We start from the raw sequence: 25,915 nt of genomic DNA, 5'->3' as shown, positions 1-25,915 counted from the left end.
GGCCTAAATCAAAATTCAGCAAAAACGGCCGCGGCGCTCTCAGATAGAGAGCGCCGCTGCCGTTTTGTAACTGCGAGGGTGGCTTATTTTTCTGCTCTTGCTTCCGTGTCGACCTCGGCAGGTTCCGGAGGCGGCACGTAATCGCGATCGCTGACGGCGGTGATCGCGGCAAGCTTCTCTGCGATCGCACCGGTGAGTGCGCCGGGCTCCATGCGCCAGCTCCAGTTGCCGGCAGCGCGCGAGGGCATGTTCATGCGGGACTTGGTGCCGAGATCGAGGAGATCCTGCACGGGGATGAGGCAGGTGTTCGCGACAGATGCCTCCGCCCCGCGGATCATGTCCCAGACGAAGTCCTTGCCGTCCGTGCCGAGATAGGCGCGTGCCTCGGCCTTTTCGACGGCCGAAGATTCTTCCTCCCACCAGCCGCGCGTGGTGTTGTTGTCATGTGTGCCGGTGTAGACGACAGAATTCGGCACGTAGTGGTGCGGCAGGTAGTTGTGCGCGTGGCGGCTGCCGAAGCCGAACTGGAAGATGCGCATGCCGGGCAGCTCGAACTGCTCACGCATGGCGTCGACCTCGGGCGTGATCACGCCGAGATCTTCCGCGATGAATGGCAGCTCGCCGAGCTGGTCGCGCAGCGTCTGGAAGAGCTGTACGCCGGGAGCCTTGATCCACGCGCCTTCGACGGCGGTGTCGTTCTCGGCGGGGATGGCCCAGAAGGCCTCGAAGCCGCGGAAGTGATCGAGGCGGATGATGTCGTAAAGCGACTGCGCGCGGCGCACGCGGTCGAGCCACCAGCCGAAGCGCTGCTGCTCGAGCACATCCCAGCGATAGAGCGGATTGCCCCAGCGTTGGCCCGTCGCGGAGAAGTAATCGGGAGGCACACCGGCTACGCGGATCGGCAGCAGGTCTTCGTCGAGTTCGAAGATCCCCGGATTGTTCCAGACATCGGCGCTGTCGTAGTTCACGAAGATCGCGACGTCTCCGATGAGCTGGATGTGGCGCTCGTTGCAGTAGCGGTGCAGCGTGGACCACTGCTCGTCGAAGATGTACTGGATGATCTGCTGGACCTGGATGTCGTCGCGGTGCTCATCCCAGAGCTTCTGCATGGCGTTAGGGTCGCGATGAACGAATTCCGCCGGCCAGTCGTTCCATGAAACCTGCTTGTACTTGTGGCGCAGCACACTGTAGAGCGCGAAAGGTTCGAGCCATGTCCAGTTGGTGCGGCGATAGTTCTCGAACAGCTGCCACTGCTCGTCGGTATGCGTGAAGAGGAAGTGCTTCGCGGCCTCTTCGATCAGCGGCAACTTGACGCGTGCGGCGGTGTCGAAATCCGCCGGACCGCCAGGTTTGGGAAGAGACTTTATCTTCTCCGGCGCGATCCAGCCGCTCTCGGCGAGCAGTTCGAGTGAGATGAGCAGGGGATTGCCGGCGAAGGCCGACAGTGCGGCATAGGGCGAGTTGCCATAGCCGGTAGGGCTCAGCGGCAACACTTGCCACAGGCGCTGCTTGGAGGCGTGCAGGAAGTCGGCGAATGCATAGGCAGCCGGGCCGAGATCGCCGATGCCGCCATACGAGGGAAGAGACGTAATGTGCAGGAGAAGACCAGAGGCGCGATCAAAAGGCATAAGAAGATTCCCGGGCTGTTTTTTTGAAAAGAAAAAGGCCCGCCTTCGGAAAGATTCCAGAACAGCGGGCCTCGGTTGCTTTTGTGTGAGGTTACGTTTAGCCGGGCAGGTTCGCCTGCTGGGCTTTCTTACTCGTGTAGATGCGGCGATCCTTGGTGTACTGCTGCGTCAGGTTCGAGGCGAACACCTGGAACATCTCCTCACGGCGCTGCTCAAGCAGGGCATCGCGCGTGGTCTCGAAGTTCTTGGTGACTTCCTCGTTGCTGGGCAGCTGCTTGTCGGTCAGCTTGGCGACCACACCGCTGTGGCCGGTGTTGATGGCCGAGCTGATGCCGCCAACGCTCAGGTCGAAGAGCTGTGGAGCAGCCTGCGCCAAGGCGCCGATCTCCGGCACCTGCGCGTCGCGGCCAACCAGGTCGCTCGTTTTGATCGTCGCGCCGACTTCCTTCGCAGCCTTGGCCAGGTCGTTCTCGGCGTGGGCGCGGTCAGCCAGCTCGGCGGTCTTCTTCGCCAGCAGCTGCGGCAGCTGCTGATCGCGGAAGTCGTCGGCGATGTGGCTCTTCCACGCGTCGAAGGTAGGCGCGTGCGCGGGCTGAATGTCGCTCACTTCGAAGACCGCGTAGCCGTCACCGGTCGAAGCGGTCTGCGGAGCAGCGCTCTTCTTTGCGGTGAAGGCGGCGGCGAGCAGCTTCGTGCTGTCGGAGACGCCGGGCAAGGTGCTGTCCTGGCTGATGTAGTCGGTGGTGGTGAGCTGCAGGTGGTGCGCCTCGGCGGTTGCAGCCATGCCGTTCTTCAGGGCTTCAGCCGAGAGCTGTGCCGCGAAGTTCAGCTCGAGCTGGCCTTCCTTCTGGCGGGTCAGCTGGGCCTGAATCTCGGGCTTCACTTCGTCCAGCGCGCGGGTGTGCGCGGTCTGCTTCTCTTCGGTCTGGATGATGTGATAGCCGAACTGCGTGCGCACCAGGCCGGAGGTCTGGCCGGGCGCCAGCGAGAAGGCTTCCTTGTCGAACTCGGGCACGGTCGCGCCCTTCTTGACCCAGCCCAGTTCGCCGCCCTGGACCTTGCTGCCCGGGTCGTCGGAGTTGGCCTTGGCCAGAGCCGCGAAGTCGCCGCCGTGGTGGAGCTGGTCGAGGATGCCCTGCGCCTTGGCCTTGGCCTCGGCGTCAGCCTTCGGATCGCTGCCATCCACCTTGATGAGGATGTGGCGGACCTTCACCTGATCGTCGATCTGGTAGTCCTTCTGGTGCGCGGTGTAGTACTGCTGCACTTCGGCGTCGGTGACCTGCGGAGCTCCCTGGGGCAGGTTGCTGTACGTGAAGGCGAAGTACTGGAGCTTGCGCTGCTCGGGGACCGCAGTCGCGTAGCGGTTGGCGTTCTGCTTGAAGAAGGCCTCGAGCTCGGCGTCGGTCGGGTTGATGGTCTTGCGCAGATCGTCCGAGCTCAGCACCGCGTAGTCGAACTTGATCTTGGTGCCCTGCTGGATATAGGCGTTGCGCACCTCGGAGTCCGAGACGGTGACGCTGCCGGTGATCAGAGCCTGCAGGCGGTTGGTGAGGATTTCCTTCTTGAGCTGATCCTCGAACTTGTCGCGGCTCAGGCCGAACTGCTGGGAGACGAAGTTCGCATACTGCGCGTCGCCGATGTACTTGCCGCCGGGAAAGAGCACCTCGCCCCACATGCCGGTGTGCAGGAAGCGACGGACATCGTCGTCGGTGACGGTGAGCCCGAGGCGGTGCGCCTCGTTGAGCAGGATCTGCTGCTGGATGAGCATCTGGCCGGCCTGGTTCATCATGAACGGCAGAGCGAACGACGGCAGGCCCTGGCGCTGCAAAATGCGGCCAGCAAGCTGCTGGACGTCGGTCGTCGATACTGCACTCTCGGCAGGCAGAAAGCGCCCGAGGATGCCGCCGTGCCGGATGGTGGCGTAGGTGTCGGAGGAGGAGACGTCATCCTGGAAGATGCCGGGTACCAGGGTGATGACCATGGTGATGCAGGCTACCGAGATGATGACGATGAATACGCCTTTGGTGAAGCGGCTGTCCTTTTGCAGGAAACGAATCATGGATGGGCGACGACCTTTGCTGTGAATCGCTCGCGGGCAGCAGGAGCCTGGCCTCAAAGACCGGAGTGCGAAGCCGGGCTGCGCGAGGGGATTTAGTGCCATCAGTATAAATGACTTCCCCTAACCCGAGCAGATTCTGCGCCGAGGGTCTCAGGCCAGGGTGAGAACGGAAATCTCCGGGGGGCAGTTGAACCGGAACGGAACGCCGACGGCCCCAATGCCCCGGTTGACGTAAAGCTGTGTCGGGCCCAGGCGATAGTAGCCCTCCGTATAGATTTCTCCAAGCGCGGGCAGAAACATCGGCGGCACAAAAGGAAGCCGCACCTGGCCGCCATGGGTGTGTCCGGAAAGCATCAGGTCGACGCCGTAGGGCACGACCTCGGGCAGCACATCCGGCTCATGGGCCAGCAGGATCAGGGGTTCGCCCGGACGGCCGGATTTCGGTGGAATGGCCAGGTCAAAACGGGCATGTTTGGCAACCGCATCTCCGGTACCGGCCAGCCAGATGCGCTGCCCATCCCGCTCGATCGGGATGGCTTCATTGTTCAGAACCTGGATGTGATGCTCTTCCAGAGCCGCGGTCACGGCTTTCGGGTCAAAGCCGGCATCGTGGTTGCCCATGATCGCGTAACGCAGCGGGCATCGGATGTGGGAGAGATGTGCGGCGCAATCGTAGGCGAAGCGCAGAATTTCTGGCCGCGACCAGGTGTCGTTGGTGATGAAATCGCCGGTCAGCACCACCAGATCCGCCGCGATGTGGTTGACGCGCTCGACAACGACCTTCAGAAAGAACGGTTCGGTGAAATTGGCGTAGTGAAAATCGGAGATCTGCAGGATGCGGAAGCCCTGAAAGGCCTCGGGCAGATTGGCGATGCGGATCGCGACATGCTCCACGCTGATCTCATGCCGGGAGATCTCGCCCGCATAGAGCGGCACGCCGAGCGCCGTAACGCCGGAAAGGGCGAGGAATCGCCTCCGGCTGATGCGTGGCCTCTGTGGAGAGGCAGATATCTCCATTTTCAAATTCTACCTTCAGGGTTGAGAAGCCCCCATCGCAGCATCCCGGACCGAAAATACAAAACGGCCGGACGGGATACCGTCCGGCCGTTGAGGAATTGCTCCGCGCGTTAGTACGGGTACACGTACCCCGGAGGCGGCGGAGGAGGCGGATAGCCTCCGTACGGATAGTAGGCCGGACGGCGCACCAGGCGGGGCTGCTGCGGCTGGCTGGCGGTCGCGAGACGCTGTGCTTCCTGCCAGGAGACCGGCTGCACCGTGATCGGCGCGGTCAGGTGGAAGTCGAGCTGTGTTTCGACCGGCAAAATCAGCCTGGGGCCATTGGTGGCCGCCGAGGCGCCGAGTCCGGCCGCGCCGCCTACGCCCGCGCCGATGGCCGCACCGGCTCCGCGTCCAATGATGCCGCCGATCAGCGCGCCGACCGCAGCGCCGCCGACAGTGTTGGCCGCCGTGTAGCCGGCCTTATTCGGCCCCTTGTTGTCCCAAAGGTCGGTGACCAGGGGATAGCTTCTGCCTTCGAGGTTCAGGCTGGTGAGGTTCAGCTGCAGTTTTGCCGATCCGCCGAGTTCGCCGCCCTTCTTTGCCTCGACCACCTGGCCGGTCAGCACTGCGCCGCGCGGAATAGCGAGCACGCCGCCCTGGTAGACATCTGCCGCTGCCGTGGCCTGGAAGTAGGCGCCGGTCTTGACGTTCGAGGTGTCGATCGGCTCGCTCAGGCGGATGCGGAGCAGTGTGCCCTGCGGAATCGTAACCGGGCCGCTGGGCGGTTGCGGCGGGGGAGGAGCCTGGGTATAGCTGTTCTGTCCCGTATAGCTCTGCGGATAGGCAGGCTGCTGGGCCGATTGCGTGTAGCCCTGCTGGTAGCCGGTCTGGGAACCCGCCTGTGAGCCGGTTTGGGACTGAGGATAGCTGGCCTGTGCGCCCGCGTCTGCCGGGGGCTGCGGAGCCGTGCTCTGCTGGACATTCGCCTCATCCGGCGGCGGAGGAGCCTGCTCCTCGCTCGAAAGGGTATTGGCCTGCTGAGCATCGGAGTTCGCCGTGGGCATGGGGGAGTTCGGGTCGGTGACCTTCAGATTGTTGGCGATTCCGCTCACGCCGGCCACGCTGACAGCCGCCGTTTCGGCTTCCTGGCGCTGGGCGTTGGTCTGGACCGTGCCGGTCAGGGTCACCTGACCGTTCGCGACGCTGGCCGTGATCTGCTGGCCTTTGAGTGCGTTGTCTTGGGCGATGGCATTGGTGACGCTGGCCTGCAGGTCACCCGATTGTGCCAGCAGGATGGGGGTAGAAAGCCAGAGGCAGCCGGAAAGCAGGCCGACGGTTCCAGCCTTCAGGAGATTTATCTGCACATTCCGCAACGTTGTGTACTGTTTGCCGCTCATCTCGATCAACCTCGCCGCTTCCGGGTCGGATTTTCTTTCGCGTCCAGAAGCTAGAAGCATGGACGCGGACGCCGTTTGAAGCGTTACCTATTTGAACCAATTCCGGGCAAAAAAGTTGCGGGGAATGGAGGCCGCTGCTGGCGCCCCCATTCCCCGAAGTGTTTGCATCTCGTTGCAGTTAGCCGCGCTGCTTCTTGTAGAGCCCGATGAGGTGGTTGGTCGAGCTGTCGTGCGAGGTGACCGCTCCAGAGCCTTCGAGCTCGTGGCCGATCTTCTTGGCCAGGACCTTACCCAGCTCCACACCCCACTGGTCAAAGGAGTTGATCTGCCAGATGATGCCCTGGGTGAAGACGCTGTGCTCGTAGAGAGCGACCAGCTTGCCGAGGGCTTCGGGCGTCAGCTCGGGGACGAGGATGGTGTTCGAGGGGCGGTTGCCTTCGAAGACGCGATGAGGAACCAGATCGTCCGCCGTGCCCTCAGCCTTGACCTCTTCAGCAGTCTTGCCAAAGGCCAGGGCCTCGGCCTGCGCGAAGACGTTGGCCATCAGCAGGTCATGGTGGTTGCCGAGCGGGTTCAGGGTCTTCGAGAAGCCGATGAAGTCCGCGGGGATCAGCTTGGTGCCCTGGTGGATGAGCTGGTAGAAGCTGTGCTGGCCATTGGTGCCGGGCTCGCCCCAGAAGATCGGGCCGGTCTCGTAGTTCACATGCTTGCCGGAGAGAGTAACGTGCTTGCCGTTGCTCTCCATCGTGAGCTGCTGCAGGTAGGCCGGGAAGCGCTTGAGGTACTGGTCGTAGGGCAGGACGGCGACGGTCTGGGCATTGAAGAAGTCGGTGTACCAGACGGTCAGAAGGCCGAGAATCACGGGCAGGTTCTTCTCGAAGGGCGCGGTGCGGAAGTGCTCGTCGATCGCGTGGAAGCCGGCCAGCAGCTTGCGGAAGTTGTCAGGGCCGATAGCCAGCATGGTCGAGAGACCGATGGCCGAATCCATGGAGTAGCGTCCGCCGACCCAGTCCCAGAAGCCGAACATGTTCGCGGTGTCGATGCCGAACTTGGTCACTTCCTTCTCAGCGGTCGAGACAGCGACGAAGTGCTTGGCGATGGCTTCATCGTGCTCGAGCTTGGCCAGCGCCCAGACGCGCGCGGAGTGCGCATTGGTCATGGTCTCGAGCGTGGTGAAGGTCTTCGAGGCGATGATGAAGAGCGTCTCTTCCTGGTCGAGGTCGCGCGTGGCTTCGACGAAGTCCGTGCCGTCGATGTTCGAGACGAAGCGGAAGGTCAGATCGCGCTGGCTGTAGTGCTTGAGGGCCTCATAGGCCATGACCGGGCCGAGATCCGAACCGCCGATGCCGATGTTGACGATGTTCTTGATGGCCTTGCCGGTGTAGCCCTTCCACTCGCCCGAACGCACGCGCTCGGAGAAGGCCGACATGGCGTCGAGGACCTTGTGCACTTCGGGGACGACATCCTCGCCGTCGACGACGATCTTTTCGCCCTTGGGGGCGCGCAGTGCGACGTGCAGCACGGCGCGGTTCTCGGTGGTGTTGATCTTTTTGCCGGAGAACATGGCTTCGATGTGCGACTTCAGGCCGCTCTCTTCCGCCAGCTGGATGAGCAGCTTCAGGGTTTCTTCGGTGATGCGGTTCTTCGAGTAGTCGAGGAAGATGCCGTCAGCTTCGGCGAAGAAACGGGTGCCGCGCTCGGCATCGTTCTTGAACAGGTCGCGCAGGTGCGCGGTGCTGATGCTCTTGTAGTGCGCCTCGAGCGCCTTCCAGGCGGCCAGTTCGGTGAGAGGGGTCTGGGCGGGGGCGGAAGTATTGCTCATAGTTGTGCCATCAACCTTTCAGAAAAAGTGTTCTCTTTGAGCCTAATACACTTATTGGATTCCTCAGAGAGCACCGGCGTCACGTGAAAGTGCAATGAATGGACGGCGCGCCGGGATACGATTACCATCTCGACCGAAGCGAGACAGTTTCTTCGTCTCGCGAAGTGGAGAGACCTGCGGTTTGCCGGTGCTGACTCGCATATCCTGTTTTCCAGCCCAGGCAGAGCCTGGACGGGCACCCTGGTCTTCGTTCTAGGTCCTCGTTTCCCAATTATGGAGAGACCGCGGGGTCCTCCGCCGCGCTTCGCTGCGGTCGGAATGACAACCTCTCTTTTGGAAATCTATCGATGCGCCTGGATGCGGAATCGGCTAGACTGGCTCACCCCATGAGCACGGTCACCCATCTGCCGCCAAAGGTCTCCGTCCGCCAGCGTGTGGCCTCGATCGATATCCTGCGGGGCCTGCTGATGGTCCTGATGGCGCTCGACCACACCCGGGATTACTTCGGAGTATGGCAGCAGACCATCAACCCCACAGATCCGCTGCGTTCCTGGCCGGCGATGTTTTTTACCCGCTGGGTTACGCATCTGTGCGCGCCGGGCTTCGTGGCTCTGGCCGGAACTTCGGTCTACCTGCAGCTTCAACGCGGCAAGAGCACAGGGGAGGTGCGGAAGCTGCTGCTGACGCGCGGGCTCTGGCTGATGCTCCTCGAGCCGACGCTGATCAGCTTTGGATGGTCCTTCAACCTGGCTCCAGGGTTGCAGGTGATCTGGGCCATCGGCTTCTCAATGATCTTCCTCGGCCTGCTGATCGGCCTGCCGACAGCAGCGATCGGTGCGGTGGGCGCTGCGATCGTGCTACTGCACAATCTGCTCGACGGCATCCGCATGCAGCCGGGGACCGGCATCGGAACGCTGTGGGAGTTCCTGCACCAGCAGGGACCGATTCTGTTTCATCACCAGTTCGTGGGGCTTATCGCTTACCCCGTAGTCCCGTGGATCGGCGTCATTTGCCTTGGCTATGTCTTCGGCGCGCTGACGATCTGGACACCGGAGTTGCGGCGTGCGATGGCGCGGGCTCTCGGGGTGGCGATGCTCGCAGTCTTTGCCTTGCTGCGCGTGCTGCACGGCTACGGCGACAGCTTCAAGCTCGAACCGCTGGGCGGCTTCTGGCGGGATACGATGTCGTTCCTGCAGGTAACGAAATATCCGCCGTCCCTGCAATACCTGCTGGTGACTCTGGGCATTCTTCTGCTTTTGTACTCGGCTTTCGATTGGCTCGAGACATCAGAACTGTTGCCAAAGCTGCGTGGTGTGCTCGACGTCTACGGACGCGTGCCGTTCTTCTACTATGTGCTCCATATCTACCTGATACACCTGGGCGCGCTGCTGCTGACGGCGGAGCTGCACCTAAACTGGCGATTCTGGCTGCAGCCGGGCTCGGTGTTTATCGGCTATCTGCCGCACTGGGGCTTCGGACTGCCGGTGGTGTACGCCGTCTGGCTGAGCGCAGTGGCGCTGCTGTATCTGCCGTGCCGCTGGTTCAGCCGGCTGAAAGCTCGGCGTCGTGACTGGTGGCTGAGTTACTTGTAGTTCCTCCAGGAGAGCTCAACCGCAGGTCTCTCCACTCCGCGAGACAAGAACGTCTCGCTCCGGTCGAGATGACAACATAAAAAGCGTGAGCAAAGAAAAACGCCGCGCGGGAGTGGATCCGGCAACGGCGTTTGTTTGTCTTGTGAAAGAATTACGACTCGAGTGCGAACTTCCGTCCCGCTTCGAGCAGCTTCTGCACCGATTCCTTCGAGCAGGATTCGGAGTAGATGCGCATCAGCGGCTCGGTGCCGGAAGCGCGCAGCAGCAGCCAGCTCTTGGCCGCGTTCGGCTTGGTCTTGGCCTCGGGGTTGTCGAGGAAGAATTTGATGCCGTCCAGCGTTTCGACATGCTCGACCGGCATGCCGGCGAACTCCTTCACGCCGGCGCGGGCGCGGGCGATGGCGGCGTTCTTGATCGCGTCAGGAATATGCAGATCGATACGGCCATACTGGTGCTCGCCGTACTCGGCCTGCAGATCGGCAACCAGCTCGCCCAGAGTCTTGCCTTCCTCGGCCATTACGTTCGCCAGCAGCAGCGAGTTGAGCAGGCCATCGCGCTCGGGCAGGTGCTTCGAGATGCCGATGCCGCCCGACTCCTCACCGCCGATCAGGATTTCCTTCTCGAGCATGAGGTCGCAGACGAACTTGAAGCCGATGCCGTGCTCGTGCAGCGTGCGGCCATACTTGGCGGCGATGCGGTCAAGCATGAGCGTGGTGTTGAATGCGCGGGTGATGTCACCCGGCCAGCCCTTGCGCTTCAGCAGCCACTCGAGCAGCACGGCATAGATCTTGTGCGGATCGACAAAGTTGCCATGTTCATCGGCGGCGCCGATGCGGTCGGCATCGCCGTCGGTGGCGAGGCCCGCGTCGCACCTGTTTGCAACGACGGCCTCTTCGAGCGCGATGATATGCGGCTCGATGGGCTCGGGGTTGATGCCGGGGAAGAGCGGATCGTGCTCGGCGCGAATCTGGATGTGGTCGACACCGATCTCGGTGAAGATGCCGGAGATGATGCCCGCGCCTGCGCCATACATGCAATCGATGGCGAACTTCTTGCCGGCCTTTGCGATCAGGTCGAGGTCGACAAACTTCTTGATCGCGTCGACGTACTCAGGAACAAAGTCGACCTCTTCGATGGCCGCAGGCGTCGCGGCCTTGATGGGCGCGTCAGCCAGATGCGTCTCGATGGCGGAGATGATCGAGGGCTTGCCCGAGCCGCCGTACCAAGCCTTGTACTTCACGCCATTCCACTGGAAGGGATTATGGCTGGAGGTGATCATCACACCGCCGGCCGCGCCGAGCTCGCGCACGGCATAGGAGAGCGCAGGGGTGGGCGTGATGCGGCTGGCGAGCTTTACCGGGATGCCGGAGGCGGCGACGACTTCGGCCACGGCGCGGGCGAAGCGGTCGGAGGCATAGCGGGTGTCATAGCCGATGCAGACGCCCTTGCTGACGGCTTCCTTCGCATCGATCGAGGCGTGCAGGTAATTCGCGATCGCCGAGGCGGCAATGCGGACATTCTCAAAGGTGAAATCGTCGGCGATGATGCCGCGCCAGCCGTCGGTACCGAACTTGATCGCTGTGGGTTGGGCCATGTCTTTTCTCGCTCTTGTATGGGGTCTGGATGTGTTGCGGCCGCCGGACTAAATGAGATCCTTGCGTCCCTGTGCGGCGAGTTCCTTGACGACTTTACCAACGTCCTGGGAATGATGGCGCGTCGTGATGAGAACCGCGTCGTCGGTCTCGACCACCACCAGATCCTTGACGCCGACCAGCGCGACGAACTTCTTCGGGCTGTAGACGTAGTTGTCGTGCGCCTCGATGGCGATGCTGCCGGCCGACTCGTTTACGTTGCCGTGCTCGTCGACATTGGCCTTGATCTCATGGCTGTGCTCGAAAAGCGCAGCCCAGGAGCCGAGATCGTTCCAGCCGAAGTTGGCCGGCAGGCAGTAGAGATTCGAGCGGCTCTCGCCCTTGGCCGAACGCGGCTCGAGCACGGCGTAGTCGACGCTGATGTTTTCGCACAGCGGATAGTACTCGGCAAAGACCTCGCGGAATTGTGGAGTGCCATAGGCGGCTGCGATCTTTTCGAGCAGGGGCGCGGTCTCGGGCAGGTGCTCACGCACGGCGTTGGCGATGGTACGCGCGCTCCAGATGAAGATGCCGCTGTTCCAGTGGTAATTGCCGGCGGCGAGGAACTCTTCAGCGCGTTCCAGGTTGGGCTTTTCGGTAAAGCGGCGCACGCGGGCCACGCCCTCGCCTAACTTCTCGCCGGTTTCGATATAGCCATAGCCGGTTTCCGGACGCGTCGGGGTCACGCCAAGCACGACCATGTTCTCGCCAGCGGCCGCCAAGTGGAGCGCCTGGTCGATGACGCGGATGAACTCCGGCTGGTTGCCGATCACGTGATCGGCAGGGAAAATACCGACGACCGCTTCCGGATTGAGCTTCTCAATAAGAAACGCGGCAAGGCCGACGGCGGGAGCGGTATTGCGGGCCGCAGGCTCGCAGACGACGTGCTCGTCAGGGACGACATCGAGCTGGCCGCAGATGGTGCCGGAGAGCAGGTCGTTGGTGATGACCCACACATCGTCAGGGCTGGCCAGTGGGGCAAGCCGGTCGACGGTGCGCTGAATCATGGTGCGCTCGCCGTCGAGTGCGAGTACCTGCTTGGCACGCGCCTTGCGGCTGCGCGGCCAGAAGCGAGTGCCGCTGCCGCCGGCCAGAATGATGGGACGGAAGTCGATCTTCAATGCACGTCACCTTTCGCGGAAGATGAGGGACCTATTATGATGCGGCTCCGCTGTGTATGCCCTCAGAGTTGCTGTTGTGGGGAACAGAATGGCTGGGCGCTGGAGAAATGCAGGATTGGATTGGCGTGAGACCCGGAAGCCGGATCTCACGCTGGTTCGAAACTAGACTTCGTTCGGCCGGATACGGACCACGGAGGCAGCTGCGGGAGCTGTCACCGAGACACTGGCCGCATCGGCAGGAATCACGGCAAGCTGGCAGCGGCCGACGGTGAAGGTTTCCGCTCCGGCTGCGGCGATCTCGATCTCGCCGTCGACGACGAAGAGCATTTGCACCTTGCCGGTGGGCGTCACGAGTCCGCTGGCATCGCCGGCGACAACGTCCCAGCGCTCGATGCGGAAATACTTTTCATCGATCAGGATGGTCGAACCGTTGGCAGACTGCGGCGCGATCTTGCCGGCGTGGGTCTCGAGGCGCATCGCTTCGATGGACTTCTCGATGTGCAGCTCGCGCGGGCGGCCGTAATCGTAAAGGCGATAGGTGCGGTCACTGGTCTGCTGCGTCTCCAGGATGACGACGCCGGGGCCCATGGCATGCACGGTGCCTGCATCGACGTAGAGCATGTCGCCCTTCGAGACCGGGACCATCTGGAGCAGGTCTTCGAGGGTCGCATTCTCGATCGAAGCGCGGATCTGGTCGGCGGTAACACCGTGCTTGATGCCGAGCGCCACGGCGGCGCCGGGCTTGGCATCGAGCGCGTACCAGCACTCGGTCTTGCCGCGCGGCTCGCCATACTTCTGCGCCAGCGCGTCATCCGGGTGCACCTGCACGCTGAGCTTTTCCTTGGGGAAGAGCAGCTTGATGAGCAGCGGGAACTCGCCGGTGCCGAACGACTCGCCGAGCAGGCCGCGGCCGAGCTTGGCCGTGATCTCGGTGAGCGAGAGGCCGGTGTGCGGGCCGGTGGCGGCCTTGCACATCTCACCGGTCAGCCACACCTCGCCGATGGGCTCGCCGTCGGTCTGGAAGTCATACCAGGGAGAAAGGTCGTTGAAACCCCAGATGCGGGTGCGGAAATACGGCTCGAGACGGAAGGGGACCAATTCGTTCATCTCCTCCAGTATGCCTGAGAAGTGGGAAGCGGCTGAAGAGGAAAGGATTACGGAGATGTGAATGGTCGTGTCGGCATCAGGCGATCGCGGTAGCCGCGGCGGCGTTACGGCGCAGTCGATAGGAGGCGATCAGCAGAGACCAGAAGTTGAACATCATGCCGGTAGACATGAGCGTCCAGGACCAATCGATTTCGCCGTGATGATGAGGTCGGCCAAGAAAGAATATGCAAGTGAGGAGCGCGGCAAGCCCGAATCCACCACATATCCGGTTGAGCCACAGCCATATGCGTGGGGCCTGGGAAGGCGCAGACCAGGGTTCGAGGCGTGCTTCGGGATAGCGGACGCGTAGCGCCGCACCGGGGATAAGAAAGCCGCATGCAATCGCCAAGCCACAGGAAAAGATCGCCAGCGGAATGCGTGCCGGAGAGAACCGGATCAGCAGCAGCCAGGGTGAGAGAAATCCCACCATGCAACAAAGCAATTGAACGGCGCGGAAAAGGCGGGAAGCAGAACGAGGTTCAGAGCGCATGAGCGGCCTCGAATGGCGCAGAAGAGCGTCGCCAGAAGGATAGCAAAATACAGGGGATGCTGGAGTCAGCGAGCGGGAATCCAGATTGCTCCGCGCTGATTTGCATTTACGCACAACGCCCCGTCGTGATCAGGCCGGTCCGGAGCGCGGCAAAGGATGATTTCATGATCGAAGCTGCCCCGGTGGAACCGTCCGCGCCATGCATCTTCCTGCGGATACCACGTCAGATCGAGATCGATCGGCGGTTCCGGCCGGCCGGGAGGATAAGTAACAGTGAGGTGATCGGCGGTATAACGAGAGGAAGCTCCCGGCCTCTCAGTGCCTCGCCAGGCTGTGTCGAAAAAGTTTTCTTCTCCGCAGTGGATCGCATTTCCTGTTCTCTGGTAGATGCCGATCTGTAGAACTGCATACGGGACCTCGCCCTTCAGAGGCGGTCCTCCATGACCTGCAACGGATGACACCTCCCAGAGGTTGATGCCCACGAAGCCGTCCTGACTGTTATGGGTCTCCCATATTCCTGCGGGAAGCTTTTCCAAGGCAGGCACCTCTGAAGATGCTGTTTGGGCTGCATTTGCGAGTCCACCGGCTACCATCAGCAGAAGCAAGGCCGAACTCACACGAGGCTCCATTCGGGTTTGACGTAGTGCAGGGCAGGATATGAAGCAAGCGGCATTATGCCCCGGCAATTTACGATGGAAGAGATATGGCTCGTTATCTGGTGACCGGCTGTGCCGGCTTTATTGGTTCGTGGCTTACGCAGACTCTGGTGGAGCGTGGCGACGTGGTACGGGGACTCGATAACTTCGAGACCGGGCGTAAAGAGAATCTGGCGGCGATTGACGGCAAGTTCGAGTTCGTCCATTGCGATCTGCGCGATGCCGAGGCGACGGCGCGGGCCTGCGAGGGCGTGGACTACATCTTCCACGTAGCGGCTCTGCCCTCGGTGCCGCGCTCGGTGCTCGATCCGCGCACCAGCCACACTGCGAACATCGATGGCACCTTCAATCTGCTCGAGGGCGCACGCGCCGCGGGTACGAAGCGTGTTGTCTATTCGGCGTCGTCTTCCGCCTACGGCAATCAGCCGGGCTTTCCCCGCGTGGAGACGATGGTGCCCATGCCCATCGCGCCCTATCCGGTGCAGAAGCTTACCGGCGAGTACTACATGAAGAGCTTCTGGCAGGTCTACGGTCTCGAGACCGTCTGCCTGCGCTACTTCAATATCTTCGGACCGCGCCAGGTGCCGGATTCTCCCTACAGCGGCGTGATGGCCAAGTTCACGCTGCAAATGATGCAGGGCGAACGGCCCACGATCAATGGTGATGGCGAGCAGGGGCGGGATTTCACTTACGTCGCGAATGCCGTCTCGGCCAACATCAAGGCAATGGAAGCGCCGTCAGAGAATGTCTCCGGGCGTGTCTTCAACGTAGCCTGCGGTGCTCGCAATACGCTGAACCACACCTTCCGCGTGCTGGCGCGTCTGCTCGACTTCAAAGAGGAGCCGATCTACGGGCCGCCGCGCACCGGCGATATCAAGGATTCGCTGGCCGATGTCTCGGCCGCACGGGAGGCCTTCGGCTATGATCCGGCGGTTGGTTTCGAAGAGGGCCTGCGGCGCACGGTGGAGTGGTACAAGGAGCAGTACGCAGCTGCGGTAAAGAGTTAGAGCCCGGCGCGAAAATCGTTGCGAAACACCCAGCAGCGGCAACAATGAATTTCATTGTTGCCGCTGTTGATTTTTGTATTGCTCCGGGATTTCCGGGAGTAGATTGACCTCGTTGGTGATTTCTGAGAACGAGGTTTTTCCATGAAGAAGTTCGCCGCGGAAGCGATTGGCACGTTTGTCCTGGTTTTTGGTGGTGTAGGAAGCGCAGTGCTCGCCGGTACCCATATCGGATATCTCGGGGTATCCCTGGCCTTCGGTCTCACTCTCCTGACCATGGCCTATGCGATTGGACCGATCTCCGGATGCCACATCAATCCGGCGGTCACGCTGGGGCTGCTGGTGGCCCGCAAGATCAGCGTGAAGGACTCCGTGGGCTACGTGATCGCCCAGATCGTGGGAGCGATTGTCGCCGCAGCGCTCATTCTCTTCATCGCACAGGGCGCGCCTGGCGGCTATTCCGCCTCGGTCGCGGGTCTGGGCGCGAACGGCTACGGGGCGCACTCGCCGGGGCAGTATTCTCTCGTGGCATGCTTCCTGGCTGAGGCGATTCTCACCGGGCTCCTGGTGCTGACGGTTCTCGGCTCGACGGACATCAAGGCGCCGGTAGGTTTTGCCGGAATTCCGATTGGCCTGGTCCTGGTGCTCATCCATCTGGTGGGGATTCCCATCACCAACACCTCAGTCAACCCGGCGCGCAGCATCGGTCCAGCGCTCTTCGTCGGCGGATGGGCTCTGCAGCAGCTCTGGCTCTTCATCGTGGCGCCCTTTATCGGTGCGGTGATCGCCGCTGTGGTCTATGGCGTGATCCGGGTTCCGGATACGCTGATCAGCACGAGTGAGGCGGAGCGTGCGCTGCCCAGCGAGCAGCGTGAGCGCGGAGCAGCAGCGGTAAGCTAGCTCTCTTTTGTCAGCCGCCGGAGCCGTTTCTCTAACGCCGCTCTTCCAGGGAAGATCGGCTCCGGCGTTTGTCTTTCGTGAGAAAGTTCTGCGGTTGGAAGCTACTTCTCGTGCAATCTTCGCTTCTTACGTCAGGATGAACGTAAGAACGAGTTCGATTTCTCTTTTTGCCGTGGCGATGTTGAGCCTTGCGGCTGGATGTACCGATACCAAGCCCAGCAACGCCAAGTTCGAGAAGTCGCTGAATGCGTACTTCGAGAACCATAATGAGTGCCTCTTTCCTTCGGGCATGCGCTTTCCCGATGAGGAGAAGACCGGCCCCGAAGCTGCGACGCTGCGGAAGCAGCTGGATGCGATGAGCGATATCGGGCTGCTCAAGCGCGAGGACGAGCACGACATCCAGATGGTGAAGTACACGCTGACGCCCCTTGGCCAGCGCACAGCGCCGCGCTTCTGCTACGGGCATCGCATGGTAACGAGCATCGACGGCTATACGCAGCCTGCGAAGCAGAACGGCTTTCTTGAGAGCACCGTCAGCTACCACTACATGATGATGGACATTCCCGTCTGGGCGAATACCGACAAGCTGAAGGCCGTGTTTCCGAAGATGGCTGACTCCATCTCCGGCAACGCCTCGGACAAGCAGGTCATGGCGACGGTGGGAGCGGGCTGGCAGGTGCCTGAGTAGATCTGGGCTGTCTCTTCGAGACAGCTTCAGGTTCTCCTTCGGTCGGGATGACATGGCAGCAAAGGTCGAAATGCCTCGGGCAGGATGACATTTGTAACTGGATCCTTCCCGTCCGGCGCTTAGACTGTCTTCACGCGGGGCCCATGCTCCTCGTGTGAGACGAATGCCATGAGCGCTGCCAGCACCCCTCTTTCTACTGCTGCTTCCACCCCCGACATGTTGCCTGTCGAAGTCGCCGCGCCGGTCGAGCTCGGCGAGCGTATCGCTTCGATCGATGTCATGCGCGGCGTGGCGCTGCTCGGCATCCTGGCCATGAACATCCAGGATTTCTCGATGATCGGCTCGGCCTATCTCAATCCGACCACCTACGGCGATCTGCACGGCTGGAACTATGTGGTCTGGGTCAGCTGCTATCTCTTCGCCGAGCTCAAGTTCATGTCCATCTTCTCGATGCTCTTTGGAGCGGGGGTGCTGCTGATGACCAGCCGTCTCGAGGCGAGAGGGCGCAGGTCGGGCGCGATCCACTACCGTCGCATGGGGTGGCTGGCGCTCTTCGGTTGCCTGCATGGCTACCTGCTGTGGCCGGGGGACATTCTCTTCACCTATGCGCTGGGCGGTGCGGCGGTCTTTCCCGCGCGCAAGGCCAGGCCGAAAACGCTTCTCATCTCCGGCGTACTGGTGACGGCGGTGGCTTCGCTGCTCTACACGGGCAGCTATCTCTCCCTGCCGCACTGGCCGAAGGCGCAGGTTCAGGAGATGGAGCAGAGCTTCTGGCATCCCACGCCGCAGGCGGAAGCGAAGGAGCTTGCGACCTATCGCGCCGGCTGGCGAACCGAAGAGCCGGACCGCATCAAGCAGGAGATCTCGATGCAGGTGCAGGGCAACCTGTTTCTGGCCTTCTGGAGAGCCTATGGTCTGATGCTTGTTGGAATGGGGCTGTTCAAGCTGGGGGGCTTCAGTGCGAAGCTTCCGGCGCGGGTCTATGGCTGGTTCATCGCCGCCGGACTCGTGGTGGGCCTACCGCTGGTGGCCACGGGGGTGCACGAGGCCTTCGCGCATCACTGGGATCTGCGACAGAGCTTCTTCCTCGATTCGCAGTGGAATTACTGGGGCAGCCTGCCGGTGTGCTTCTTCTGGATCGGCCTGGTGATGCTGGCCAGCCAGAGGGGCTGGCTGACAGGGGCGCGCCGCAGGCTGGCCGCGGTCGGCCGGATGGCCTTCTCAAATTACATCTTCGACACGGTGCTCTGCACCTTCCTCTTCTACGGCTGGGGGCTCGGGCTGTTCGGAAAGGTCAGCCGCGTGGAGCAGTTCGGCATCGTAGTGGCGATCTGGGCAGTGCAGCTGTTGATTTCGCCGCTGTGGCTGGCGCGCTTCCGCTTCGGCCCGCTGGAATGGGTATGGCGCTCGCTGACGTACTGGCAGGCGCAGCCGATGCGGCAGCCACAGAGGGACGCGGCCGCTTAAGCGCTGACGGCAGAGCTTTCGCAACTTCCTCCTGTGTCCGAGCGTCAACAAAGGTGGATCTGGCTGTGTGGAAGGCTGGAGGGCCGATGCTTCGTTCTTGCGGGTGTGTGTTTGCGGCGGTTTTGTTGTCGGGTGGGATGAGCGTCTGGGCTCAGAGTCAGAGTGACAATGCGACAGCTCCGTCTCCCAACGCGGCTCCCGATCAGCAGAAGTCGAGGCCCGATTACCAGCCCGGGCAGTTCACCATCCGCGCCGAGTCCCGCGTCGTGCTCACCGATGTGACGGTCGAGGACAGCCACGGCAATCCGGTGCATGGGCTGCCGCGAAGCTCCTTCCACATTTACGACGACGGCCAGCCGCAAAAGATCGATTCCTTTCAGGAACACGTGCTGCAGCCGGGCGAGAAGCTGGTGCCGATCTCTGAGAATACCCAGGATGGCACGATTTCGAACGCGTATCTGAAGAGCCTGCCGCCGGTATTGAACGTCGTGGTCTTCGATATTTCCAACCTGAATATCGTCGACCAGATGTACCTCTACGCGCAGCTGACCAAGTTTCTGGAGAAGATCAACCTCGATCAGCCCATCGCCATCTATCTGCGGGCCGGTTCGGGATGCTTCCTCGTGCAGGACTTTACGGCTGACCGTAGCCTTCTGCTCGCCGCACTGCGGCGCTCCATCCCGCGCTTTCCTCCCACGGGCCGCGAGTGGCTCAACGATCTCGACACCATGCACCGGCTGGCTCTTTCTCTGGGCCCGTTGCAGGGGCGGAAGAATGTGATCTGGTTCTCGGGCGGCTCCACGCTCTTTCTCCGGGAAGATCCACAGATTATCGAGGACTATGCAAACTGGCGTGTTCTCTACGACGAGCTGGAGCAGGAGCGCATCGCGCTCTATCCGATCGATGCGCGCGGTCTGACCGTGGGGCTCAGCTGGCGCATGGATCAGCAGCACATGCTGATGAACGATATGGCGCGTGCCACGGGCGGACAGGCGATCTACAACAGCAACGGTCTGAAGGAAGCTGCCGCTCGCATCCTCGACGTCGACCGCAGCTATTACACGCTGACGTATTCTCCGCAGAACTTTAAGGCGGACAACAAGTATCACAAGGTGAAGATTGAGCTGGAGGACGGCAGCCGCTACCAGTTGAGCTATCGCCAGGGTTATTTTGCGGATGGCAGTGTCGGCGGATCGGCCGACCTGATTGCCCGTCCGCAGTCCCGGCCGCGCACGCGCATCCTGAGCGACGGTCAGCGAATCTCCCTGCCTTCGTTTACCAGCGAGCCGATCACCTTTCAGGCGCGCCTGCTGCCGGCGGACGCTCCTGAGGTAGCGCAGGTGAAGGCGAATGCCGTCATCACTGCCGCGCCGCCGCGTAAGAAATCGAAGCCCTACGTGATTCGGTACACCGTGCCGTTTCGTGATCTGAGCACCTCGCCCAGCGGAGACAAGCGGCAGATGACCTTCGCAGTCGCTTCTCTCGAGCTCAGTGACATCGGCACTCTGACCGACAAGCGGATGGAGCAGATCACGCTGCAGACCTCCGAAGAGGCGGCTGAGGCAGGGGCGAGCAGGTCTGTGGTTATCGATCAGCCGGTGAATCTGGATAAGGGAGATAAATACCTCTTCCTCGCCGTGTGGGATCAGCTGAGCGGAAGAACGGGCACGGTGCAGGTGCCGATCGACATTCCGAAGAAGTAGACAGCAAATCGCGGGAACGATCGTACCTGCACGGTGTCTAACATGCTGTGAGGGAACGGATGCCGCGTTGCTCTTTGCTGGTTCTTCTGCTCGTGTCCGCGACAGTTCTTTCTGGAGCTTCTGCTGGTGCGCAAGCCAGCCGCGAAGCGGATGCCGACACGGCGACTCTGCACCAGTGGCTGCATGGCGATGACCCGCGTCTCGTTGCCTGGGCTGCGACCGAGGCACGTGAGCGGAAGGATGCCGCGCTGCTGGCCGAAATCTCCCCGGTGCTGGAGCAGGAGGTTCTACCCCCGCTTTACACAGATGATTGGCATTCGTCGCAGGCAAAGGTTGTGTCCGCTCTCCTGGATGCACTGATTCAGACATCGACCCCGGCCAGCGCCCGGGCCATCCGCATGGTCAATAGCCGTTTCCCGGCGCAGGCTGCTCTGCTGGCCTCGCGGCTTCCGGAGGATCAGGCGCTGCCTCTGCTGCGTGTCTGGTTGAGCGACACAGACGGTGGCTGGGCCGGCGCGGAATTACAGCGTGTGGCGGCGATGCTGCTGGCACGTGAGCCAAAGAGTAGCGGAGGACAGATGTATGCGTCTTCTGACGGTGCGACGAGAAGCTTCGTGGGCCGTGTCGTGGAGGACTCGGAAGAGGCCGTGCAGGTGCGCGTGAGCGTTGACGGCTCGCCGTCGCAGCTTCTCGGGCATGGCAGCTGCGGCGATTTTGTGGGTGGGCCTTTGGAAGAGGGATGGCCTCAGGTTTATATCTACGACCTCGTAGAGAACGATAAGAATGATCCGGGCGTGGCGCTGGTGGAGTTGGGCACCGACAGCATCCGGGCGCGGCGATTCGAAGAGAATCGTCCCTGGGGCTCGTGCTTCGGCGTGCAGCCACTCAATGCCGAGACGCGCTATAGCCTGCTGGCCTACTGGGTGAACGCCGATCCGAAAGCGCTGACGTGGCGGCCCGAGGTGCATAAGGGCATTCGCTGGACAGACGAGCCAACCTACGAGAGTGAGCTGGGTGCGCTGGTTGAGGGTGAACGGCGCAAGCTGGAGGCGACGGTCCGAGTCCTGCACGATCGCGGGCTGCTCAATGACGAAGAAGCAGAGCATCTGCGGCCCAGGCTGACGGTATCGATCCTGTGCGACATGAAGCCGTGCCCGCTGCGGGATGCAGCGGGCACGGAGTGACTAGCTGCGGAAGAAGTTCTTCGCCAGGAAGAGCACGTTCGCGGGTCGCTCCGCCAGCCGGCGCATGAAGTAGGGATACCACTCCGCGCCGAAGGGAACGTAGACGCGCACGTTGTAGCCCTGCTCTACTAGCTGCCGCTGCAGGTCGCGCCGGATGCCGTAGAGCATCTGGAATTCGAACTGCGAGGGTGCGATGCTATGGCTCTTCGCGTAGGCCTTGGCCGCTTCCACCATGGCTTCGTCGTGTGTGGCGAGGCCGTGATAAATTCCCGAATCGAGAAGCTGCCCGGTGAGTTTTACGTAATTCGCATCGACCTCCGCCTTTTGGGGGAAGGCAAGATCGGCGGGCTCTTTGTAGGCTCCTTTGCATAGCCGGATGCGGATACCTTCGGAGGTGAGGCGGGCAATGTCCTCGGCACTGCGATAGAGGTAGGCCTGGATCACAATGCCGACGTGGTTATGGTTCTGGTGGCGGGCGTGCAGTTCGCGCACCAGGTCGATGGTGGCCTGGGTGTACTCCGAACCCTCCATGTCCACGCGGACGAAAGTATTCGCGGCGACCGCGTGATCGACCAGGTCGGAGACGATGCGGCGGGCGAGTGAGTGGTCTGGATCGAGATCCATGCCCATCTGCGTAAGCTTCACGCTGACGTTGGCATTGAGCTTCTTGGTGGCGATGGCGTCCAGCAGGCGGTGGTAGATATCTGCCGAGCGCTGAGCCTCCTGCGGGGTGGTCACATTCTCGCCGAGACTGTCGAGGGTCGAGGCAATGCCGTGCGACTGCAGGGATTCCGCTGCAGCGACAGCTTCGGCGATGGTCATGCCGGCGACAAAGCGGGAAGACATCCGGCGGCCGGCGGCGGAGCTTTCAGAAAAACGGCGTAAAGGCTGATTTCGGGAGAGGGCAATGAAGGCAGAGCGCAGGATGGGCATCGTAACGGCGATCAGTCGTAAATTCAGGCGTCGAAGTGCTGGACCGGAGGATCTTGCTGAAAAAATCCGGGGCGGATCCGACCGATCATTGTCTCACAGGGAGTGCAGGGCTGGCCGGCCTCTCGAAAGCGGTGAAATCGCCGAAATATTCCTTCGTGGTCAGAATTCATGAAGCACCTATAGAGAGTTGGCACGCATCCTAGCTAGAGTTAGGCAACGTTGTACGCAGAAGCAGCGCGCCTCGACGAAATCTACGCTCTCAACAGCCCAGTTGAAGCGCGCCGGGACATCCAGAAAATGCACGAGAACGTTACCGGGGGAAAAGCCCCCAAATCAGGAGCATCCATGTTAAACAGTTGCGCGAATCCTGAGTGCGCGAAACCGCTGCACTATCTGCGCGAGGGCCGGATTTTTGTGTTCGATGCTGTCCGTACCGCGGGCCAGGAAGATGGTCTGAAGGCTCACCGGATGGAACACTACTGGCTTTGCGGCGACTGTTCGCAATCCCTCGCACTGGAGCGGACGGTAAATGGCGTTCGTGTCGTTGATCGGTCGCGCTTCCGCATCCGCCGCATCGACGAGATGCAGGCGCCGAAGCCCGCCATCGAACGGCAGCCGCTGGCCTCCTAGAAGGAAGCGCCAGACATAGATCGATAGAAGAAGTAGAGATGAAGATTTCAAGAGCGCCCTCGAAGGCGCTCTTTTTACTTGGTCAGATTCCGAGCTAGAACTTGGCAGCCGGGGCTTCCACGGGGTATTCCTTCACCTCGCGGTTGTAGACGCCGGTTAACGCGTTCCAGCGGACGTAGGCCAACTCCTCAAGCATCTTGAGGCCGTCCTTCAGATAGCTGATGCGGGAGCGCTCATCGTGGCCCCAGGTGACCGGGACCTCTCGTACGCGATAACCGCGTTTGATGGCGATGAAGAGAATTTCGGGGTCAAAACCCCAGCGTTCGATGCGCTGCAGCTGGAAGATGGTTCTGGCTGCCGACCGGGTAAACGCCTTGAATCCGCACTGCGTGTCGGCGAAGGGCAGATTCATGACCATGCGCGTGACCGCGTTAAAGCAGCGTCCAAAAAACTGGCGGTAAAGCGGCTGATGTACGGTCTGGCGCTTGCGCTCGAGCCAGCGTGAGCCGATGGCCACGTCCGCGCCGTTGCGGATCATCTCAAAGAGCCGCTCCGCCTCTTCTATCGGTGCCGAGAGGTCGGCGTCGGTAAACATGACAATGCTGCCGACAGCCTTGAGCATGCCATGACGCACGCTGTAGCCTTTGCCACGGTTCCCCGGGTTCTCAATGAGCCGCAACTGGGGGTGAGAGCTGGCAAAGCCTTGTACGATAGCGGCGGTGTCGTCGGTCGAGCCGTCGTTGACCACCAGCACCTCGGCGTCCCATTGGCGCTCGGCGACTACGCGAAGGGTCTCCTCGAGCGTGCGGCCGATGCGGGCGCTTTCGTTGTAGGCGGGAATGACGATGCTGATCTGAATGGGCACGGGAGAGACCTTACTGTTCACAAAACGCCTTGGGATATCATACGCTTCCCCGGGTTTTCGGCAGAGAATCGGAGAAGATTCCGGCCGGGAGAAGTATTTTCCACCTGGGAATGAAAAATTTAGTTATGCAGGTGCGCGAATTTCCCGCATCTACTATTGTGTTAAGGAGTTAACTGGAGGCGAAGCGCGGCTCACCATGACAAAGGCAGACCTGGTTGAGGAAGTCACGAATCTCGGCGATCTGACCCGGCGTGACGGCGAAGTGATTGTGGATACGATCTTCGACGCAGTGATCGGGGCATTGAAATCGGGCGATAAGATTGAAATCCGCGGATTCGGAAGCTTCCGGATCCGGCAGCGAAAGCCGCGCATCGGCCGCAACCCCAAGACCGGTGCAAAAGTCGACGTGCCCGCGAAGCGGGTGCCCTACTTCAAGCCGAGCAAGGAGCTTCGCGATCTCGTGAATCCCGGCGAGGCGGGCGCTCATGACGGCGCGGATGATGGAGACGACGACTCCGACGAGGATTGATACCTGATTTACGCGGGCAATGACAGCCGGTCTCCGACCCGGAGGCTGGCTGCGCCCGTTTGCAGCGGGTAAGTCTGCGCTATACCGATTCAATGAGAAATCAGGGCCGGCCGAAATACGGCTGGGGGATAGTCCGCGGTACCTGGTAGGGCTCAACGGAAAGCAGGTTGCCCAGCACCGTGCGCTCCTGAGGGGTGAACTGCCCGCCATAAACGGGGGAATTCAGCAGCTGCTGGCGCTGCGCGGTCGGCATCCGGCGCAACTGCTGGAAGGCGCGCCGCACGACTTGCTGACGATCCTTTGGCATCTGGTTCAGGGCCTGGGCGGCACCGCGAACCTCCTGTTTGCGCTCCGGGGAAAGCTTTTCGAAGGCCTCGTTGCGAGCCATCCGGCGCTGGCGCTCTTCCGGCGTCATGGCATCGAGGGCCTGCAAACGGTCGATGAGCCGCTGCTGCTGATCGGCGGGGAGATTATGGAAGCCGGGCTCCCGGCGCAGCGCATCGATCTGCTGCTGGGCGCTCTGGCCCTGATGGCTGCGATACCAATCGGGCAAATGCTGCTGGCCGGGGTTTTCCGGACGAGGCGCGGATTGTACTCCCTGCCGAATCTCCGGCACGGAGTTGGGTGCGGGAGATGGCGGAGCGGCGGGATGTGGTGCCTGTGCCCGGGCTGTACAAGCGGTCAGCAGGGAAGCGGCAAGCATCGCGAAAAGACGCGGACGGCGCGCGCGGAACAGACCTCCGCAATCCAGCCAGCTACGCTGGCCCGCCGACATGTGCTTACGTTCCCTCATCGTCATCGTCTTCCAAGGCATCGCCGCTCTTTGGCGGCTGATGAATTACTGCGGTGCGCGGGACCGGATCGCCGGCCCCGCCCATTTTGCCAGCTCAGCTTACAGGCTGTTGTTCGCCGGAGCGCTGTCGATCTCCGTGTCCTGTTGGTCAAGCGCGTTCAACTGCTGGAAGACACCCTGGTTTTCGTCAAGAGACTGCAAGTCCTGAATGGTAGCCGAGGTATGTACCGGTTGCGGCGTCGTGCTCATAAGACCGGCATAGGTGCCGCCGCCGATCAAGAGCAGCAACGCGAGGCCGCCCACTGCGATCGGGCGCAGCTGCATGTTCGAGCCGAATAGCAGGCGGGCCTTGAGGCGTTCGAAGAACCCAGCCGGCTCGGCCGCGCGCTCTTCGCGCAGCAGGGCCGACATCCGGGCGTGGAAGTAGGGAGAGGGTTCGGGCGCTTCCCAGGCATCGAGCGTGGTCATGGTCGATGCGAGCTCGGCCAGTTCGCCGGCACACTCCGGGCACTGCTGTACGTGCTTGCGTGCCTCGGCCAGTGCGGGCTCTTGTCCCGTCTCGTCGGCCAACAGATCCATCAGGATTGTCTGGGGCAGTTTCGTTTTTGTCGATTGGCAGTTCATATTGTCACCAGTGCTGCTCTCGGGCTGCATTCGCCGGAACCCCTTGTCCCGGCA

At 61.7% G+C, this 25,915-nt stretch carries 22 protein-coding genes; 9 read left to right on the top strand and 13 right to left on the bottom strand.

Annotation, left to right across the window (positions count from 1 at the left end):
* Positions 1-83 precede the first annotated feature (83 nt).
* The 5 genes from malQ to pgi form a co-directional block, all read right to left on the bottom strand.
* Positions 84-1,628 (bottom strand): 4-alpha-glucanotransferase, encoded by a 1,545-nt coding sequence (gene malQ / locus QM649_RS13915; RefSeq protein ID WP_415199653.1) that lies wholly within the window; start codon positions 1,626-1,628, stop codon positions 84-86.
* A gap of 97 nt (positions 1,629-1,725) precedes the next feature.
* Positions 1,726-3,687, bottom strand: coding sequence for a peptidylprolyl isomerase (locus tag QM649_RS13910; RefSeq protein ID WP_415199652.1), 1,962 nt, complete (start codon positions 3,685-3,687; stop codon positions 1,726-1,728).
* Positions 3,688-3,837: 150 nt separating this feature from the next.
* The gene (locus tag QM649_RS13905; protein ID WP_415199651.1) at positions 3,838-4,704 is read right to left on the bottom strand and encodes a metallophosphoesterase; all 867 of its coding nucleotides are present in this window, start codon (positions 4,702-4,704) and stop codon (positions 3,838-3,840) included.
* A gap of 110 nt (positions 4,705-4,814) precedes the next feature.
* Positions 4,815-6,083: a BON domain-containing protein gene (locus tag QM649_RS13900; RefSeq protein ID WP_415199650.1), complete on the bottom strand. Its 1,269-nt coding sequence runs from the start codon at positions 6,081-6,083 to the stop codon at positions 4,815-4,817.
* Positions 6,084-6,261: 178 nt separating this feature from the next.
* Positions 6,262-7,905, bottom strand: coding sequence for a glucose-6-phosphate isomerase (gene pgi / locus QM649_RS13895; protein WP_415199649.1), 1,644 nt, complete (start codon positions 7,903-7,905; stop codon positions 6,262-6,264).
* Between the two features lie 386 nt (positions 7,906-8,291).
* Here pgi and QM649_RS13890 point away from each other — a divergent pair, with 386 nt between their 5' ends.
* Positions 8,292-9,497 (top strand): DUF1624 domain-containing protein, encoded by a 1,206-nt coding sequence (locus tag QM649_RS13890; RefSeq protein ID WP_415199648.1) that lies wholly within the window; start codon positions 8,292-8,294, stop codon positions 9,495-9,497.
* Positions 9,498-9,648: 151 nt separating this feature from the next.
* On the opposite strand, the gene QM649_RS13885 is transcribed toward QM649_RS13890, so the two are convergent.
* The 4 genes from QM649_RS13885 to QM649_RS13870 form a co-directional block, all read right to left on the bottom strand.
* Positions 9,649-11,091, bottom strand: a complete 1,443-nt coding sequence (locus tag QM649_RS13885; protein ID WP_415199647.1) for a phosphoglucomutase/phosphomannomutase family protein — start codon at positions 11,089-11,091, stop codon at positions 9,649-9,651.
* 48 nt (positions 11,092-11,139) lie between these two features.
* On the bottom strand, positions 11,140-12,249 hold the full coding sequence (locus QM649_RS13880; RefSeq protein ID WP_415199646.1) for a mannose-1-phosphate guanylyltransferase: 1,110 nt from the start codon (positions 12,247-12,249) through the stop codon (positions 11,140-11,142).
* Between the two features lie 162 nt (positions 12,250-12,411).
* Complete coding sequence (locus QM649_RS13875) at positions 12,412-13,356, bottom strand: type I phosphomannose isomerase catalytic subunit (protein ID WP_415199645.1); 945 nt, start codon at positions 13,354-13,356, stop codon at positions 12,412-12,414.
* Between the two features lie 76 nt (positions 13,357-13,432).
* A complete protein-coding gene (locus tag QM649_RS13870; protein WP_415199644.1) occupies positions 13,433-13,825 on the bottom strand; it encodes a hypothetical protein in 393 nt (130 codons plus the stop codon).
* A 763-nt stretch (positions 13,826-14,588) separates the two neighbouring features.
* Between QM649_RS13870 and QM649_RS13865 the strand changes: the two genes are divergently transcribed.
* The 6 genes from QM649_RS13865 to QM649_RS13840 all read left to right on the top strand — a co-directional run bounded on the left by QM649_RS13865 (position 14,589) and on the right by QM649_RS13840 (position 21,487).
* Positions 14,589-15,548: an SDR family oxidoreductase gene (locus QM649_RS13865; protein WP_415199643.1), complete on the top strand. Its 960-nt coding sequence runs from the start codon at positions 14,589-14,591 to the stop codon at positions 15,546-15,548.
* Positions 15,549-15,689: 141 nt separating this feature from the next.
* A complete protein-coding gene (aqpZ, locus tag QM649_RS13860; protein ID WP_415199642.1) occupies positions 15,690-16,445 on the top strand; it encodes an aquaporin Z in 756 nt (251 codons plus the stop codon).
* A 136-nt stretch (positions 16,446-16,581) separates the two neighbouring features.
* A complete protein-coding gene (locus tag QM649_RS13855; RefSeq protein ID WP_415199641.1) occupies positions 16,582-17,133 on the top strand; it encodes a hypothetical protein in 552 nt (183 codons plus the stop codon).
* A 168-nt stretch (positions 17,134-17,301) separates the two neighbouring features.
* Positions 17,302-18,600 (top strand): DUF418 domain-containing protein, encoded by a 1,299-nt coding sequence (locus QM649_RS13850; protein WP_415199640.1) that lies wholly within the window; start codon positions 17,302-17,304, stop codon positions 18,598-18,600.
* Between the two features lie 137 nt (positions 18,601-18,737).
* Positions 18,738-20,303: a VWA domain-containing protein gene (locus QM649_RS13845; RefSeq protein ID WP_415199639.1), complete on the top strand. Its 1,566-nt coding sequence runs from the start codon at positions 18,738-18,740 to the stop codon at positions 20,301-20,303.
* Positions 20,304-20,395: 92 nt separating this feature from the next.
* Entirely contained in the window at positions 20,396-21,487 is a 1,092-nt protein-coding gene (locus QM649_RS13840; RefSeq protein WP_415199638.1) for a hypothetical protein, read from the top strand.
* Here the strand turns inward: QM649_RS13840 and QM649_RS13835 are convergent, their stop codons facing one another.
* Entirely contained in the window at positions 21,488-22,333 is an 846-nt protein-coding gene (locus QM649_RS13835) for a proline dehydrogenase family protein (protein ID WP_415199637.1), read from the bottom strand.
* Between the two features lie 306 nt (positions 22,334-22,639).
* On the opposite strand from QM649_RS13835, the gene QM649_RS13830 reads away from it, so the two are divergent.
* Positions 22,640-23,050 carry a hypothetical protein gene (locus tag QM649_RS13830; RefSeq protein WP_415199636.1) on the top strand — a complete coding sequence of 137 codons (411 nt, stop codon included), beginning with the start codon at positions 22,640-22,642 and terminating at the stop codon, positions 23,048-23,050.
* Positions 23,051-23,144: 94 nt separating this feature from the next.
* On the opposite strand, the gene QM649_RS13825 is transcribed toward QM649_RS13830, so the two are convergent.
* Positions 23,145-23,936 (bottom strand): dolichyl-phosphate beta-glucosyltransferase, encoded by a 792-nt coding sequence (locus QM649_RS13825; protein WP_415199635.1) that lies wholly within the window; start codon positions 23,934-23,936, stop codon positions 23,145-23,147.
* Between the two features lie 175 nt (positions 23,937-24,111).
* Between QM649_RS13825 and QM649_RS13820 the strand changes: the two genes are divergently transcribed.
* Positions 24,112-24,444, top strand: a complete 333-nt coding sequence (locus tag QM649_RS13820) for an HU family DNA-binding protein (protein ID WP_415199634.1) — start codon at positions 24,112-24,114, stop codon at positions 24,442-24,444.
* 100 nt (positions 24,445-24,544) lie between these two features.
* Here QM649_RS13820 and QM649_RS13815 read toward each other — a convergent pair whose 3' ends face one another.
* Both QM649_RS13815 and QM649_RS13810 read right to left on the bottom strand, forming a co-directional pair.
* On the bottom strand, positions 24,545-25,258 hold the full coding sequence (locus QM649_RS13815; RefSeq protein ID WP_415199633.1) for a DUF3106 domain-containing protein: 714 nt from the start codon (positions 25,256-25,258) through the stop codon (positions 24,545-24,547).
* Positions 25,259-25,336: 78 nt separating this feature from the next.
* Positions 25,337-25,816, bottom strand: a complete 480-nt coding sequence (locus tag QM649_RS13810) for a hypothetical protein (RefSeq protein ID WP_415199632.1) — start codon at positions 25,814-25,816, stop codon at positions 25,337-25,339.
* Between the last annotated feature and the right edge of the window lie 99 nt (positions 25,817-25,915).

Origin of the sequence: Silvibacterium sp. (assembly GCF_047605705.1) — a bacterium.
Taxonomy (GTDB): Bacteria; Acidobacteriota; Terriglobia; order Terriglobales; family Acidobacteriaceae; genus Silvibacterium.
This window is presented reverse-complemented; position numbering and strand designations above follow the sequence as displayed.